The sequence below is a fragment of the Chryseobacterium sp. II3a genome, assembly GCF_057815135.1.
On sequence record NZ_JBYPZJ010000001.1, the window covers coordinates 1 to 14,620 of the forward strand.

Below are 14,620 nucleotides of genomic sequence, written 5' to 3' on the forward strand. Positions count from 1 at the left end.
TGTTACTGACTTCTTTCATTCTTTTGATGGAAAATACCCCCAATTTTGAAACATCGAAATTGAGATTTCAGTTGTTTGTTAATTGGATAAAACTCAATACTAATTTTAAAATTTGTTATTTGGCAGTGTCATTCTGAATGTAACAAAGTGAAATGAAGAATCTCATAAATAATTAGATTCTTCCTTCGTCAGAATGACAAAACGTATAAAATGTGATATATAATTCCCAAATTTTTATTTTCAAAAGCCCTGAATCATACATATCTCAGGGCTTTTTGAATGAGGAAGATTTGTGTTATTTTGTTTAGATTGTTGAAGGTTAGAAGCTGGAAGAGAGAAGTTAGAAGTACTTTTTGTGTTACTGACTTCTTTCATTCTTTTGATGGAAAATACCCCCCAATTTTGAAACATCGAAATTGAGATTTCAGTTGTTTGTTAATTGGATAAAACTCAATACTAATTTTAAAATTTGTTATTTGGCAGTGTCATTCTGAATGTAACAAAGTAAAATGAAGAATCTCATAAATAATTAGATTCTTCCTTCGTCAGAATGACAAAACGTATAAAATGTGATATATAATTCCCAAATTTTTATTTTCAAAAGCCCTGAATCATACAGATCTCAGGGCTTTTTGGATGAGGAAGATTTGTGTTATTTTGTTTAGATTGTTGAAGGTTGGAAGCTGGAAGAGAGAAGTTAGAAGTGCTTTTTATGTTACTGACTTCTTTCATTCTTTTGATGGAAAATACCCCCAATTTTGAAACATCGAAATTGAGATTTCAGTTGTTTGTTAATTGGATAAAACTCAATACTAATTTTAAAATTTGTTATTTGGCAGTGTCATTCTGAATGTAACAAAGTGAAATGAAGAATCTCATAAATAATTAGATTCTTCCTTCGTCAGAATGACAAAACGTATAAAATGTGATATATAATTCCCAAATTTTTATTTTCAAAAGCCCTGAGATCTGTATGATTCAGGGCTTTTTGAATGAGTAAGATTTGTGTTATTTTGTTTAGATTGTTGAAGGTTAGAAGCTGGAGGAGGGAAGTTAGAAGTACTTTTTGTGGTACTGACTTCTTTCATTCTTTTGATGGAAAATATCCTCTGTTTTGAAAGGTTAATTAAAAGGTGTTCGAGTTATTTTCGGTTGGATCAACTTCCGCCTTCCCGCTTCCAACTTCCTTTCTCTTAAAAATTAATATCCCAGATTCCCGATCTGCGTTCAAGTTCGATCAAAGCGGCTGCATTATCAGCAAGGGCCTGGTAATAATCTTTTCTTACTCCATTGTAGGTTCTTTGGGCATTCAGTACTTCGAGAATGGAACTTTCTCCTCTTTTATAACTGTAGGTGATGCCGTCCAATATGCTTTTTGCTTCAGTAAGCATTCCGTTATGAAACTGTTTTACCTGCTTTTGAGTGGCTCTATATTGTTGATAGGCCTGCATGACTTCTGCTTGTATTGCCTGTTCAGCCTGATGGTATTCCAGTTCAGCCTGGGAGTGAGCCATTTCTGCTATTTTTAAATCTGCATTTCTTCTATTGGAAAATTTCAAAGGAATACTGATTCCTAGTTTTACTGCATTTACAGTGGGAGAGGGGGCAATTTCGTTTGTCGCTTCAGTGTGACGCTCTGCTCCGGCATTGATGCCCAAATCTATTTTTCGGTTGGCTTTTTCAAGGCTGATCTGGCTTTTGGCTACTTGTGTATTCTGTTTGGCGGCCAGCAGGTCTGCTCTTGTATTTAATGCCTGAATGATCAGATCGTCAATATTAAAATCCCTATTGAACGCATTAAAATCCCCGGCAACATTTCTATCTGTTATTTTGCCATCACTGAGAAATACAGCCAATCCGGTCATTGACTGTTGTTCTGCACTTTCAGCCTGGTATACTTCATTCAGAAGAGATGCAGCTTCCAGTTTACTCTGTTTTGAGGTGACCAAAGATATGGTTCCTAGATGATATCTGATGCTGTCTGATTTTGCAAGCTGCAGGATGTTTTTATAAGAATCCTGCTGTACTTCGAGAATTGCCTTGGATTTTAAAGCTTCTACATAACCGAGACTCGCATCAGCACGAAGATTTCTGAAAAAATCCTGTAATTGAATTTTACTTAATTCAGCCTGATCTTTGGCCAGGTTTATTCTTGCTTTTCTTTTTCCTCCCATTTCAAGGGTCCAGCCAACGGAAGCACCATATACATACCCCATATTTTCTTTAATTCCATTATTGGTCCTTTCTAGATCCAGTTGTGGATCCGGAAACATACTTGCTGTCTGGATAGAGGCTTCCGACATCTCTACATTGTATTTCTGAGCGGCATATCCCAGATTTTTTTTTCCGACAAGGCTCAGGTATTCTTCAAAATTCAGAACTTCTTTTTCCTGTGCCTGTACTTTATTGGTTACGATGAATAACAAGGTTATTCCTATGATAAAGTATACTCTAATTTTCATATGTAAGGGCTTCATCTGATTCTAAATTTTGTTTTTCGTTGTGACGCTCTGCCATAAAATAGATAGCAGGAAGAACGAATAGTGTTAAAATAGTCGAGAACATTAATCCGTACACAATTACAGTTGCCAGAGGCCGTTGTACATCAGATCCGATTCCTGTAGCCAATGACGCTGGAAACAATCCTATTACTGCCACTGTTGCTGTCATCAATACCGGTCTGAAACGATCTTGCGCCCCTTTGATGACGGCAAGCTTCAGATCATATCCTTTTTTACGGAGGTCATTGATATGGGAAATCATAATCACACCATTCTGAATGGCAACTCCGAAAAGGGCAATGAATCCTACGGCAGAAGATACGTTCAAAGACATTTCACGGAGGTTAAGAGCAAGCATTCCTCCAAATAAAGCCAGCGGAACGATAGACATTAATACCAATGCTTGTTTAAAATCTCCAAATGCGCCATACAATAACAGGAACATAATAGCTAATGCCATAGGAACAATAAATGCCAATCGGGAATAGGCTCTGTGCTGGTTTTCAAACTGCCCACCCCATTTGATCTGATACTTTTCATGGTCATATTTGATCTCTTGTTCAATCTTGTCCTGGGCTTTTTTCAGGAAAGAAGAAAGGTCTGTTCCTCTTAAATTCAGTTTTACGGTAAGGTGTCTTTTATTCATTTCTCTGGTGATAGTACTTTCTCCGGTACTTAATTTTACTTCTGCAACCTGGGATAATGGGATTTTAGCTCCTGAAGCTGAGGTGAGCATCAGATTTCCTATTTTATCAGGAGTGTCTCGGCTGTCTTCTGTGTAACGACTGGAAATATCATAGACTTTATTGCCAATAAAGATCTGCGAAATTGCTTTTCCTCCAAGGGCGACTTCAATAAGATCGGCAACATCTGATACATTTAATCCATATTGAGCAATCTTATCTCTGTCAGCAATAATCTGCAGCTGAGGAAGGGGAGGTTCCTGATCAATGGCAAGGTCGGCAGAACCTGGAATTTTGTTTAAAGTGGACAACACATTTTCGGCAATTCTTCTGGTTTCCTTGAAATCTTCTCCATATACCTTTACAACGAGTTCACTGTGTGCGCCGGAAATTTTATCCATTACTCCATCGATCATCGGTTGTGAAAAACCTACCGTAAATCCTGGCATTTCTTTGTAATCAGCAGCTAATTCTTTAATAAGGTCTGCTTTGGTTTTTCCGGAAGGCCATTCATTGTAAGGCTTTATCCCAATAGAAACTTCAAAGTGAGAAGCTGTCCACGGATCGGTCCCGTCGTCGTTACGGCCAGCCTGAACCATCATATAAGTAATTTCCGAATGTTTCAGTGTTCTGGCTCGTAAAGTATCACTCATTTCTTTTGCTTTAGCCAGAGAAATACCTGGCGGAAGCTGTACCTGAAGCCATATAGAACCTTCATCCAGCTCAGGCAGGAAGTCTTTTCCTACAGTGTAAGACAGGATGCCTGCTGATAATAAAACAATGCTTATTGGTATGATTACCTTTTTAGGTGCCCGTATTATTTTTTCAATCCTTTTGCCATAAAGGGTACTTATTTTTTCCAGCCATTTGTTATGATATATTTTTTGTGGTTTTCGATAGATTACATAAGCCAGACCAGGAATAAGGAGCAATGCTACAGCAAGAGCACCCAGTAAAGCATACCCTACTGTAAATGCCATAGGAGTAAACAGCTTTTTCTCTACTCTTTCAAAGGCAAACAATGGAAGATAGGCTGTAATAATGATAATCGTAGAGAAGAAGATAGGTTTTGCTACTTCAATCACTCTTTGGGTAATGGTTTTTTCTTCCAAAGATTCTTCAGGATTCTCTTCCCTTTTCTTAAGAATGGTTTCCAGCATTACAATAGCTCCGTCTACAATAATCCCGAAGTCAATAGCTCCCAGGGAAAGAAGGTTAGCCGGAATACTGGTAAAATGCATTAAAATAAACGCAAATAATAAAGAAAGCGGGATGGTAATGGCTACCAATAAAGCTCCACGCCAGCTTCCTAAGAATACAATCAGTACAATAATTACAAGTACAATTCCTTCGGTAAGTGTATGGGAAACTGTGTGAAGGGTAGTACTTACCAGGTCTGTTCTGTCAAGGAAAGGATGAATTTTTACGCCAGGAGGTAGAGTTTCATTGTTTAGTTCATCAATAGCTTCATGAACTCCTTCCAGTACCTGTGATGGGTTTTGTCCTCTTAATAACAGTACAATTCCTTCTATACTTTCCGGATAGTTTCGTTTTCTGTCTGTATATCCCAGAATACCTTTTCGTTCCAGGTTTCCGTATTTCAATGTTCCTACATCATTCAGGAATACCGGAACACCGTTTTCAGTTTTTACTACAATTTTTCCAAGGTCATTTAAATCTTTTACAAGACCTATTCCCCGAATAACATACGCTAAATTTCCACGGGGAAGCATACTTCCTCCGGCGCTTACATTATTTTTTGAAATAGTTTCGGTAACTTCAGATAATGAAAGACCATACTGTTCAAGTTTATGAGGATCTAACTCCACTTGAAACTGAGTGGTAATCCCACCAAAATTGGTCACATCTGCAATTCCTGAAACCTGTTTGATACGTGGAATGATAACAAATTTCTGCAAATCTGTAAGTTCCCGCAAACTATGATTATTACTTTCAATAATATAGCGGTACACTTCGCCGATAGGAGAGGTAAGAGGATCAAGACCCGGCTGTGCACCATAAGGCAGGGTAACATCCGTAAGCCTTTCCTGAATACGCTGTCTTGCCCAATAGTCATCAATACCATCATCAAAAACCATAGTAATCATGGAAAGTCCGAAGGTGCTTTTGCTTCGCATGACATGCATTCCCGGGAGGCCATTAAGCGCCCTTTCCAAAGGAATCGTAATTTGCTGTTCTACTTCTTCAGCAGCCAGTCCCGGAACCTGTGTAACTACCTGTGAAGTTACATCTGCGATGTCAGGATAAGCTTCTACGGATAATTTGGTCCAGGAATAATAGCCAAAGAACCCCAGTAAAAGGAAGAGTGCGAGCATCAGCCATCTCTTCTGTATAGAGATTGTCAAAAGTTTTTTCATGTTCTTAATAGATATTATGTACGGCACAGATATGTCCTGTACTTTTTGCATCAGTTCATTTTACATTATTTTGCATCCAGCATATAAATTCCACCTTCGGTCATAATGGTGTCACCTGTCTTTAATCCGGAAGTGATTCTTATCATTTTCTGATCGGTTTCTCCGGTGGTTACCGAGCGTTTGGTAAATTGATTTTTACCTGTTTTGAGCCATACATACTGAGAACTGTCTTGCTGCATGAGGGCACCGATAGGAATCATAACTGTTTTCTCAGGAGTAGTCGCGAAATTGACGGTCGCATACATGCCGGGTTTTAATTTCCTATCCGGGTTATCACATTCGATAAGGACTTTGATACTGCGGGTGTTTTCATCTACGATTTCATTGATGTGATATACTTTTCCGGTAATATTTCTGTCTGGATAAGCACTTACTTTTACAGAAACATGATCTCCGATACTGACAAAACGAATATCTTTTTCCTTGACATCCCCGGAAATCCAGACTTTGGATAATTCGGCAATGATGATGACAGGCTCGGCATCACTTTTAAGAAACTGGCCATTGACAATTTTGTTGGAAATAACTTCTCCATTAATTGGAGATCTTACAATAAGAGGGCTTCCGATACCGCCACCTTTGCTGTTATAAACTTTCAAGGCAGAAGATGCATTGGAAAGTGATGTTTTTTTATTTTTGAAATCCGTTTCTGCTTCGTCAAGTTCTTTCTGAATACCGACTCCGTGTTTTACCAGATCCTGCTGGCGTTTGTAATTTTTCTCTGCAAGTTGTACATCATTCAGCGCATCTGTGTAGTCTTTCTGAACTGAAAAATAATCAGAGGAAAGGATTTCGAAGAGAGGGCTGTTGGCTGAAACATTTTGCCCAAGCTGAATGAAGGATTTTGTAATTCTGCCGGAAAATGGACTGGCAATTTCTGCATAATGGTTGGGAATAGCCTGGATTGTTCCAGCGGAAACGATTCCGTCACTATGCTCTTGCTCAGAGACGATTTCCGTTTTTATTTTTTTGAATACAGGATTGTTTTCGGAAATGGTAACCTGATTGTTTTTCAGGATAATTTCCTGTTCTGGATCTTGTGGGACATTTTCTTTGCAGGACATTGCAAAAAGAATGATAATGCTTAAGATAATTCTTTTCATAATCTTAATAAAATTGGGTACTGTTGCTGATTTTTGGTTTTGGATTATTCTTTTTCTTGTTAATGACCAGTTTTTTACTTCGTGCTTCCTTTTGAGTAGATAAAGTAGGTCGCAGAAATATATTCGTAGAAACAATAAAAAAGACGGTAATGAGTGCTTCTTTGGGATATCCGAGTGCACATAATGCTCCTATAGCAGCAGAGCACCATAAAGTAGCAGCAGTATTCAATCCCCGGACGGTGAGGCCATCTTTCATGATAACACCGCCACCGAGGAATCCGATTCCGCTGACAATATAAGAAGTGATTCTTCCGGCTGCATCACCACCAATTCTGATGGCAATGAGTACAAATGCTGCGGAACCTATGCAAACTAGAGTATTGGTGCGGAGTCCTGCATTTTTTTTACGCCACTGTCTCTCGAAGCCTATGCCGGCGCCTAAACAGAATGCAGTTAATAAACGAAGTGTAAATTCAAATGTATTCATAACTTTTCCTTTTTTATAAAGCTTATAAGCTGTACGGGAAAAGTGAGTACAACTAAAGCTTTTAAGATTGATAACTACTGTAAGGATCTGCGTCCATATGCTTTATTTTTTACAGGGCAAAAGTAGTAAGACTGGCTTTTTTCAGCCGTTAGAAAAGCTTTAGAATGTTATTAGAAAACTATTAGAGAAAGTGGAATGACGTTTTTGAAATAAAAATTATATTATTGATAGTATCATATGATATTATTAATGATGAAGTTTCTTGATCAGATTGTGAGTAGAATTACTTTTAATCAGTTGTATTTCAGTTCAATGTTGTAAATTACTGCTGTACAAAGATTTACCAGTGGTTACAGATGAGAAGCTTTATATCTAATCTGTAACCGTTTTTTAAGATAAAATTTTAATACATTTGACAAAATTCAGCTTATACTATGTAGATTTCTATAGAATAAAGGTTGATTATCTCCTGGTTTCAAACCCAAAGTAGTCTTTATAAATTATATATTTTAGAAATGAAAAATTCAAACTTAGCGATTCCCGCCACTTTGTTAGCCATTATCTGTGTACAGGGTGGAGCATCCATTGCCAAGCAGCTTTTTCCGGCAATTGGAGCCATTGGAACCGTTACTTTGAGAATTTTACTTTCTGCTATTTTACTTACCATTATCAATCGGCCCAAATTTTTACAGTTTACCCCACAAAAATGGAAGTATTGTGCCATGTATGGAGTAGGATTAGCTGCAATGAACCTTATTTTCTATATGGCGATTCAAAGAATTCCTTTGGGATTGGCTGTAACTGTTGAATTCGCGGGACCTTTATTTCTTGCATTAGCATTATCTCGTAAGGTATTGGATGTGGTATGGGCGTTATTAGCCTGTGCAGGGATATTACTTATCGTTCCGTGGAAGAGCGACCATATCGATTTATTAGGACTTGGATTAGCTTTTCTGGCAGGAATATTCTGGGCTCTTTATATTGTAATGGGTGGTAAAGTTTCTAAAATAATGGATGGAAAAGATGCTGTCACTACAGGGATGCTATTTGCAAGCTTAGTGATTATTCCTTTTACGATATGGGATGGGACTGTGTTTAATATGACTCCTACTATTTTTGTAAAAGGGCTGGGCGTTGCTATCCTATCGAGCGCTTTGCCATTTTCATTGGAAATGATGGCTCTAAAAAAGCTTCCTGCAAAGACTTTCAGTATTTTGATGAGCCTTGAACCAGCATTTGCTGCTTTGTCTGGATTGGTGTTTCTTGCTGAAGAGCTTAGTTTTCTACAATGGATTTCTATTAGTTGTGTAATTGCCGCAAGTATAGGAACCACTGTTTTTAATAAGACGGTTAATGCTCATAATTAAGATGTAAGAAGATTAATTTTATTTCCCACAGAATACACGGATTTTCACAGATCTTTGTGGATAAGAAAAACAGATATTTTCTAAACTTATGTGTCTTTATAGCTAAAAGATTTGCACGTAAAAAAAATTAACCTGTTTCAATATCAAAAACTACCATAAAAACAGTTGTATTATTTTCTGAGGTGACTTTAATAGACGCCTGATGAAGATGAATAATTTTCTCAGTAAGGAAAAGCCCGATTCCATGACCTTTTTCTTTTCTAGAAGTTTCGCTTCTGTAAAAAGGTTCAAAAATGTGAACTAAATCCACTTGAGAAATAGTGATTCCGGTATTGATGAAACTGATATAAAGTTTTTCTGTATGTGCTTTCACATCTATAGAGCATAAGTGCTCAGGCGAATATTTACAGGCATTATCAATTAAATTATTGAAAGCAACCTGCAGCAGGTATTCATTTCCCTGCATAATTAGTTGATGTTCTTCGATAAGATCATCAATATTTAAGGAAACTTTATAAGTTGAGTTTTCTTTTAGAATCTTTGCATAAGATTCCAGAAGTACTTCATCAATTCGTATTTCTGAGAAACTGATTTCATTAGGATCATAGCTTGCTTTAGCGAGATCCATTAAGCTATTGGATAACTTAACCATATTGCGTGCATCTTCTAATGCATATTGAATGGTTGATCTGTATTCTTCCTTTGACAGTTCTTTTTCAGAAGCCAGCTCCAGTTCTGTGATAATTGCCGAAAGTGGTGTACGAAGTTCGTGTGAAATATTGGACACAAAATACTTTTGCGCATCAAACGAATTTTCAAGACGTTCCAGCATTCCATTAAAATTCTGAGCCAGTTCATTAAGTTCATCTTTTTCTTCTGTGGTCTTTAGGCGTAACTGCAATTTTCCGGCAGTAATTTTTTTGATCTGATTGACCATTTCACTCAGAGGGCTTAATGTTTTTTTGGAAAGAAATATTCCAGCCAGATAAATGAATACTAAGATACTGATGAAAGAAGCAATACTGATGGTAAGGAGATGCGTAAGATATTCATACCCATATTTGTCATAAGAAGCAGCTGTGACGGCATAGGTTTTTCCATTATAATGATATACCATTCCGATCACCTGCAAGTCATTCAGGAAGAAACTTATTTTTTTTTTCTCAAATATCTGAGAAAGCATTTCCGGGGTTTCTTTTACATAATCCACTTTTGCATCATCGTGGTACACAAGTTCTTTTTTTGAGTCATAAATGGCAACCTGAACTTCATTAAGAGTTCTGTTGTTGTTTTTATACAATTTGTGCATTTCCTGTTCCGGTAATGAACTCTGAAAAAACAAATCCGCTTTAGCAATGGCTTCATTCTGTAACTCGCTGTAAAAAGACTTTTCTCTGGCTTCTTTTGAGGAATAATAGATGGTGATACTGTAAACACTTAAAAGCATTGCAGTAATTAAAGTAAAAAGCAGGGTAAGTCTTGTCCTTATTTTCATTCTGGTGAAAATTACACTCGTACCGAATTAAATATTTCTCGTTTCGTAGTCTTTTTTTAGAATAAAACCCATTCCGGCTTTGGTGTGGATGAGTTTATTTTCAAAATCTCTGTCTATTTTTTTTCGCAGATAATTAATATAAACATCAATAAAATTGGTTCCGGTATCAAAGTGAGTTTCCCATACCTTTTCTGCAATTTCACTTCTGGAAAGTACTTTTTCTGAATTTTCCATCATCAATTTGAGAAGGTTGAATTCTTTGGGAGTCAGTTTGATGGGAACATGGTCTCTGCTTACAGTTTTTTGTTCCAGATTCATTTCAATACCTTCATATTTAAGGACGAAAATTTTTTGCAGCCTCTGTTGTGAAAAACGTTTGAGAAGAACATTGATTCTAGCTACCAATTCACGCATTTCAAAAGGTTTGGTCATATAATCGTCTGCTCCGGCATCAAATCCTTCCAGTTTGTCATCCGTAGTGCCCAAAGCCGTAAGCATTATCATCGGAAGATTAGGTTTCAGAGCTTTTATTTCATTGCAAAATTCGAGACCATTTTTTTTAGGCAACACAATATCAGTGACTATGAGGTCATAATTTTTCTGCAACGCCAGTTTCAATCCTGTTGATCCATCATACGCTGTGCTTACTTCAAATTCAGCTTCCTGAAGCCCTTTTGTGATAAGCTTGGAAAGTCTGTCATCGTCTTCTACTAATAAAATATGAGGCATAAGAATAGGTGAAGTGTTTGTAAGTGAAAATATGAGGTAATATTCTTCACAAATGTAATGAATTCTATTTTGTAATTTTGGCAGATTAGAGATTAATTAAATGCCGAAATTTAAGAAACAAATGATTTTCAAGAGTATAGTTGCTGGGTTTTTATGTTTAATACCATTGCTTTTGACCCAATGTACTACTCAGCAAAATATCCTTCAGCTTCAAAACGGAGACTTGCTTTTCGTTACTGCTAAAGAAACAGGACTCTCCGGTGCTATTAATAATGTTACCCAAAAACAGAAAACAGCATCTTTTGATCACATCGGTATTGTTGAAAAAGAAGGAAACAAATTATTTGTTTTGCATGCAGCGCCAAAAGGGGGTTCACAAAAACAAAGTTTAAAGGAATTTGTCGAAGATCAGAAAAAAGATCAGCAAAACGTTGTTGTCTACCGTTTGAAAGCTGAATATCAGAAATCAATTCCTATTGCTATTGAAAAGGCTCATTCCATGCTGGGAAAACCTTATAATTTCAATTATATTCTGGATGAAAGCTCATATTACTGTTCAGATTTTATAGAGCGGGCTTTTCGTGAGGATCATATTTTTAAATTAGAACCTATGACATTTATTGATCCCAAAACTGGCAAAGTCAATGCTTTCTGGGAAGAATTCTATGGAAAGAAAAATTTGAAAGTTCCTGAAGGAGAACCTGGATGCAATCCCAATGGGCTGGCTGGCTCAGAAAAACTGGAAAGGGTAGGAGGGCTTTGAGGATGGAAGATGGAAGGTGGAAGATGGGAGACCTGAAATTGCAAGTATCAATAACACTCTTTTCTATCACACCTGATATAATCTAATTAATGAGTTCCGACCTTTATAAAAATTTTACGTACAATAATAATTTTCAACATTTCTCTTCCAGCTTCCTGACCTCATTTATTTATTCCTAATTCGATCTAAAATAATCAGAGAAGCTGTAATGGCTTCTTTTTTTTATGTTAAATTTTAAAAAATATTAGTCTACTAATTTGGTGGACTAATATTTTTTTATATTTTTGTCACAGATTTAAATGCAGAACGCAATGATCTGAATATGTTTAACCAAAAAATGTTTAGCAATGATTACACCTAACCCTAGTCTGCAGGTTTTTCAAAATAAACTGAGCCTGCCTAAAAAAGAATTATTATTGGAAATAGAGTTGAATGGCAAAATGAAATTTGAGCATTTAATGAATACCATCTATAATCAAATGGGGATCTGTCATAGAGTGTTGTCTGCGAACGTTGAATATGTGAACGGATATAGTTTTGGTTCAGTACAACTATACATTAATGTTAATTCAGAAGACTACCAGAAACTGGAAGTCTATCTGAATAAAAATAAACTTTTGAATACAACGGTAGAGTATCTCTGCCGGAAGTATTCTTAGGGGAGATTCATATAGTTTTAATTACTCAAAGTGTCCGGTTCTTTTATCGGGCACTTTTTCTTTTTATTCTCTCGCAGATTAAACTGATTAATGCAGATATTTTAACGAAAACAAGATACAACTACAATTGAAGAAGTGAAAATTCCTCTCCTCTGGAAGGGTGTCAAAAATTCAGAGAATTTTTGGCGGGGCGGTTATATTATATCCTTTATACAAAGTTCTAATCCCAAACTTAGCATACTCTAAGGCTGCAATGTGAAAAATCTTACATTAGATAGGGGGTTAAAAAAAGCGCCCAGATCTCTCTGAGCGCTCTATGGTAATAAAAATAAGTTTAGATTCTTTCGATATCAGCACCAAGTGCTTTTAGTCTTCCATCGATGTTTTCATATCCTCTGTCGATTTGCTCGATATTGTGGATAATAGATTTTCCTTCTGCAGAAAGGGCTGCAATAAGAAGGGCATTTCCGGCTCTGATATCCGGTGAAACCATAGTAGTTCCTCTTAAAGGTGCTTCCTGGTTTAATCCGATTACAGTTGCTCTGTGTGGATCACATAGAATGATCTGAGCACCCATATCAATTAATTTATCTACAAAGAATAATCTGGACTCAAACATTTTCTGGTGAACCAGGATACTTCCTTTTGCCTGAGTTGCTACAACTAAGATAATAGATAATAGATCCGGAGTGAATCCAGGCCATGGAGCATCAGAAATTGTAAGGATAGATCCGTCAATAAATTTCTGAATTTTATAATGTTCCTGAGCAGGGATGTAAATATCATCACCGCTTTGCTCAAGCTCAATTCCTAATTTTCTGAAGGTGTTAGGAATAACTCCTAATTGATTCCAGTTTACGTTTTTGATGGTGATTTCAGATTTCGTCATGGCAGCAAGACCAATCCATGATCCGATTTCTACCATATCAGGAAGCATAGTGTGTTCCGTCCCTCTTAAATAATCTACCCCTTCAATGGTAAGAAGGTTAGATCCGATCCCTGAAATATTAGCTCCCATTCTGTTCAGCATTTTACATAATTGCTGAAGATAAGGTTCGCAGGCAGCGTTATAAATTCTTGTTTTTCCTTTTGCTAGGGCAGCAGCCATTACAATATTAGCCGTTCCGGTTACAGAAGCTTCTTCCAATAAGATGAATTTTCCTGTAAGTTCTTTCGCTTTTAAAGAATAGAAATATTCTTCTTCATCATAATGGAATTCGGCACCAAGTTCAACCAATCCCTGGAAATGAGTATCCAGTCTTCTTCTTCCGATCTTGTCGCCTCCCGGAGTTGGCATATAAGCTTCTCCATAACGTGCCAGCATAGGCCCCATCAACATGATTGATCCACGAAGTTTGGCTCCGTCTTTCTTAAACTCGTTGGATTTTATATAGTCAAAATTAACCTTGTCAGCCTTGAAAGTATAATCTCCATGACCGTTTTTAGTAACCTTTACGCCAAAGTCTCCAAGAATTTCAATCAGCCTGTTTACATCATGGATGTCCGGAATATTTTTAATTCTTACTTCCTCATCAGTCAACAGTACTGCGCATAAAATTTGAAGAGCCTCATTTTTGGCTCCTTGTGGAGTTATTTCACCCTGCAGTCTTTTCCCTCCTCTTATCTGAAATGTTCCACTCATTATTTTCTGTTTTTATGATTGTTATTATGCCTTCTTTTGTTGGGCTGATTATTATTGTTCTTATTATTGCTGTTGTTGCTGTTTCTGTTGTTATTGTTATTATTTCGGTTGTTGTTATTGCTGGTGTAGTAGATTTTGCTTTTTTCAAGAGAATCTATTCCAGTAAGATCCAACCTATTTTCAGACAATTCTTTCAGGTGGCGGAAAATAACATCATCCGTCACATGTTCTTTATTATAGACATTATAAGATTTCTTCATATTGTTGGCAATCACTTCAATAAGGGCTTCTTTTTCATCACCCGTTTCCAGCTCTATTGCTTTTTCTATCAATTGAAGAATACTTTTTCCGTAAAACTTAAAGTCTCCCTGAAGTTTTGGGTATTCCATTCTTTTAGGTTTTTCAGCCAATTGTTCCATCGTAGGGAACGGATAAGGAGAGTCTACATCCAAATCATGATTAGCAAGAATAAAAAGATGATCCCAAAGTTTATGTTTATAATTTTCTTCGTCGCGAAGTTGTGGGTTTCTCTGACCCATAAAATCGATGATTGCCATAGCCATTTCGTTCCTTTCCTCTTTGGTAGGAAGTTCTTTGCAGCGCTCAACCAACTGTTGTATAATTCTGCCATATTCCGGCATATGAAGCTGAGTTTTTTGGGTATTGTATTCCATAGTATGCAAATATATGGATTAAAAGAAAAATTGTTTCGAGAATCTTAAAAAATTATGATTTTTTAATGAAAATTTTAGA

11 protein-coding genes are annotated in these 14,620 nt (G+C 36.7%); 3 read left to right on the forward strand and 8 right to left on the reverse strand.

The window, feature by feature from the left end; genetic code table 11:
• Positions 1-1,193: 1,193 nt before the first annotated feature.
• The 4 genes from AC3HD6_RS00005 to AC3HD6_RS00020 all read right to left on the reverse strand — a co-directional run bounded on the left by AC3HD6_RS00005 (position 1,194) and on the right by AC3HD6_RS00020 (position 7,212).
• Entirely contained in the window at positions 1,194-2,462 is a 1,269-nt protein-coding gene (locus tag AC3HD6_RS00005; protein WP_488894496.1) for a TolC family protein, read from the reverse strand.
• A complete protein-coding gene (locus AC3HD6_RS00010) occupies positions 2,452-5,562 on the reverse strand; it encodes an efflux RND transporter permease subunit (RefSeq protein ID WP_488894497.1) in 3,111 nt (1,036 codons plus the stop codon). The genes AC3HD6_RS00005 and AC3HD6_RS00010 overlap by 11 nt, the downstream gene beginning before the upstream one ends.
• Before the next feature lie 65 nt (positions 5,563-5,627).
• Positions 5,628-6,725, reverse strand: coding sequence for an efflux RND transporter periplasmic adaptor subunit (locus tag AC3HD6_RS00015; RefSeq protein WP_488894498.1), 1,098 nt, complete (start codon positions 6,723-6,725; stop codon positions 5,628-5,630).
• Positions 6,726-6,729: 4 nt separating this feature from the next.
• Positions 6,730-7,212: an MgtC/SapB family protein gene (locus AC3HD6_RS00020; RefSeq protein WP_488894499.1), complete on the reverse strand. Its 483-nt coding sequence runs from the start codon at positions 7,210-7,212 to the stop codon at positions 6,730-6,732.
• Positions 7,213-7,727: 515 nt separating this feature from the next.
• Between AC3HD6_RS00020 and AC3HD6_RS00025 the strand changes: the two genes are divergently transcribed.
• Positions 7,728-8,579 carry an EamA family transporter gene (locus AC3HD6_RS00025; RefSeq protein ID WP_488894500.1) on the forward strand — a complete coding sequence of 284 codons (852 nt, stop codon included), beginning with the start codon at positions 7,728-7,730 and terminating at the stop codon, positions 8,577-8,579.
• A gap of 127 nt (positions 8,580-8,706) precedes the next feature.
• Here the strand turns inward: AC3HD6_RS00025 and AC3HD6_RS00030 are convergent, their stop codons facing one another.
• Both AC3HD6_RS00030 and AC3HD6_RS00035 read right to left on the reverse strand, forming a co-directional pair.
• Complete coding sequence (locus tag AC3HD6_RS00030; protein ID WP_488894501.1) at positions 8,707-10,074, reverse strand: HAMP domain-containing sensor histidine kinase; 1,368 nt, start codon at positions 10,072-10,074, stop codon at positions 8,707-8,709.
• Between the two features lie 27 nt (positions 10,075-10,101).
• Positions 10,102-10,803 (reverse strand): response regulator transcription factor, encoded by a 702-nt coding sequence (locus AC3HD6_RS00035; RefSeq protein WP_488894502.1) that lies wholly within the window; start codon positions 10,801-10,803, stop codon positions 10,102-10,104.
• Between the two features lie 100 nt (positions 10,804-10,903).
• Here AC3HD6_RS00035 and AC3HD6_RS00040 point away from each other — a divergent pair, with 100 nt between their 5' ends.
• Entirely contained in the window at positions 10,904-11,566 is a 663-nt protein-coding gene (locus AC3HD6_RS00040) for a YiiX/YebB-like N1pC/P60 family cysteine hydrolase (RefSeq protein ID WP_488894503.1), read from the forward strand.
• A gap of 347 nt (positions 11,567-11,913) precedes the next feature.
• Positions 11,914-12,225: a cysteine methyltransferase gene (locus tag AC3HD6_RS00045; RefSeq protein WP_488894504.1), complete on the forward strand. Its 312-nt coding sequence runs from the start codon at positions 11,914-11,916 to the stop codon at positions 12,223-12,225.
• A gap of 334 nt (positions 12,226-12,559) precedes the next feature.
• On the opposite strand, the gene murA is transcribed toward AC3HD6_RS00045, so the two are convergent.
• Complete coding sequence (gene murA / locus AC3HD6_RS00050) at positions 12,560-13,867, reverse strand: UDP-N-acetylglucosamine 1-carboxyvinyltransferase (protein ID WP_488894505.1); 1,308 nt, start codon at positions 13,865-13,867, stop codon at positions 12,560-12,562.
• Positions 13,867-14,541, reverse strand: coding sequence for a DUF4290 domain-containing protein (locus AC3HD6_RS00055; RefSeq protein ID WP_068944530.1), 675 nt, complete (start codon positions 14,539-14,541; stop codon positions 13,867-13,869). Before AC3HD6_RS00055 ends, murA begins: the two co-directional genes overlap by 1 nt.
• Positions 14,542-14,620: the final 79 nt, after the last annotated feature.

Excerpts from the sequence above, each read along its gene's own strand:
- AC3HD6_RS00025 (WP_488894500.1), top strand. The coding sequence starts at position 7,728 with ATGAAAAATTCAAACTTAGCGATTCCCGCCACTTTGTTAGCCATTATC.
- AC3HD6_RS00030 (WP_488894501.1), bottom strand. The coding sequence starts at position 10,074 with ATGAAAATAAGGACAAGACTTACCCTGCTTTTTACTTTAATTACTGCA.
- AC3HD6_RS00015 (WP_488894498.1), bottom strand. The coding sequence starts at position 6,725 with ATGAAAAGAATTATCTTAAGCATTATCATTCTTTTTGCAATGTCCTGC.
- AC3HD6_RS00020 (WP_488894499.1), bottom strand. The coding sequence starts at position 7,212 with ATGAATACATTTGAATTTACACTTCGTTTATTAACTGCATTCTGTTTA.
- AC3HD6_RS00005 (WP_488894496.1), bottom strand. The coding sequence starts at position 2,462 with ATGAAAATTAGAGTATACTTTATCATAGGAATAACCTTGTTATTCATC.
- AC3HD6_RS00055 (WP_068944530.1), bottom strand. The coding sequence starts at position 14,541 with ATGGAATACAATACCCAAAAAACTCAGCTTCATATGCCGGAATATGGC.
- murA (WP_488894505.1), bottom strand. The coding sequence starts at position 13,867 with ATGAGTGGAACATTTCAGATAAGAGGAGGGAAAAGACTGCAGGGTGAA.
- AC3HD6_RS00045 (WP_488894504.1), top strand. The coding sequence starts at position 11,914 with ATGATTACACCTAACCCTAGTCTGCAGGTTTTTCAAAATAAACTGAGC.
- AC3HD6_RS00040 (WP_488894503.1), top strand. The coding sequence starts at position 10,904 with ATGCCGAAATTTAAGAAACAAATGATTTTCAAGAGTATAGTTGCTGGG.
- AC3HD6_RS00035 (WP_488894502.1), bottom strand. The coding sequence starts at position 10,803 with ATGCCTCATATTTTATTAGTAGAAGACGATGACAGACTTTCCAAGCTT.
- AC3HD6_RS00010 (WP_488894497.1), bottom strand. The coding sequence starts at position 5,562 with ATGAAAAAACTTTTGACAATCTCTATACAGAAGAGATGGCTGATGCTC.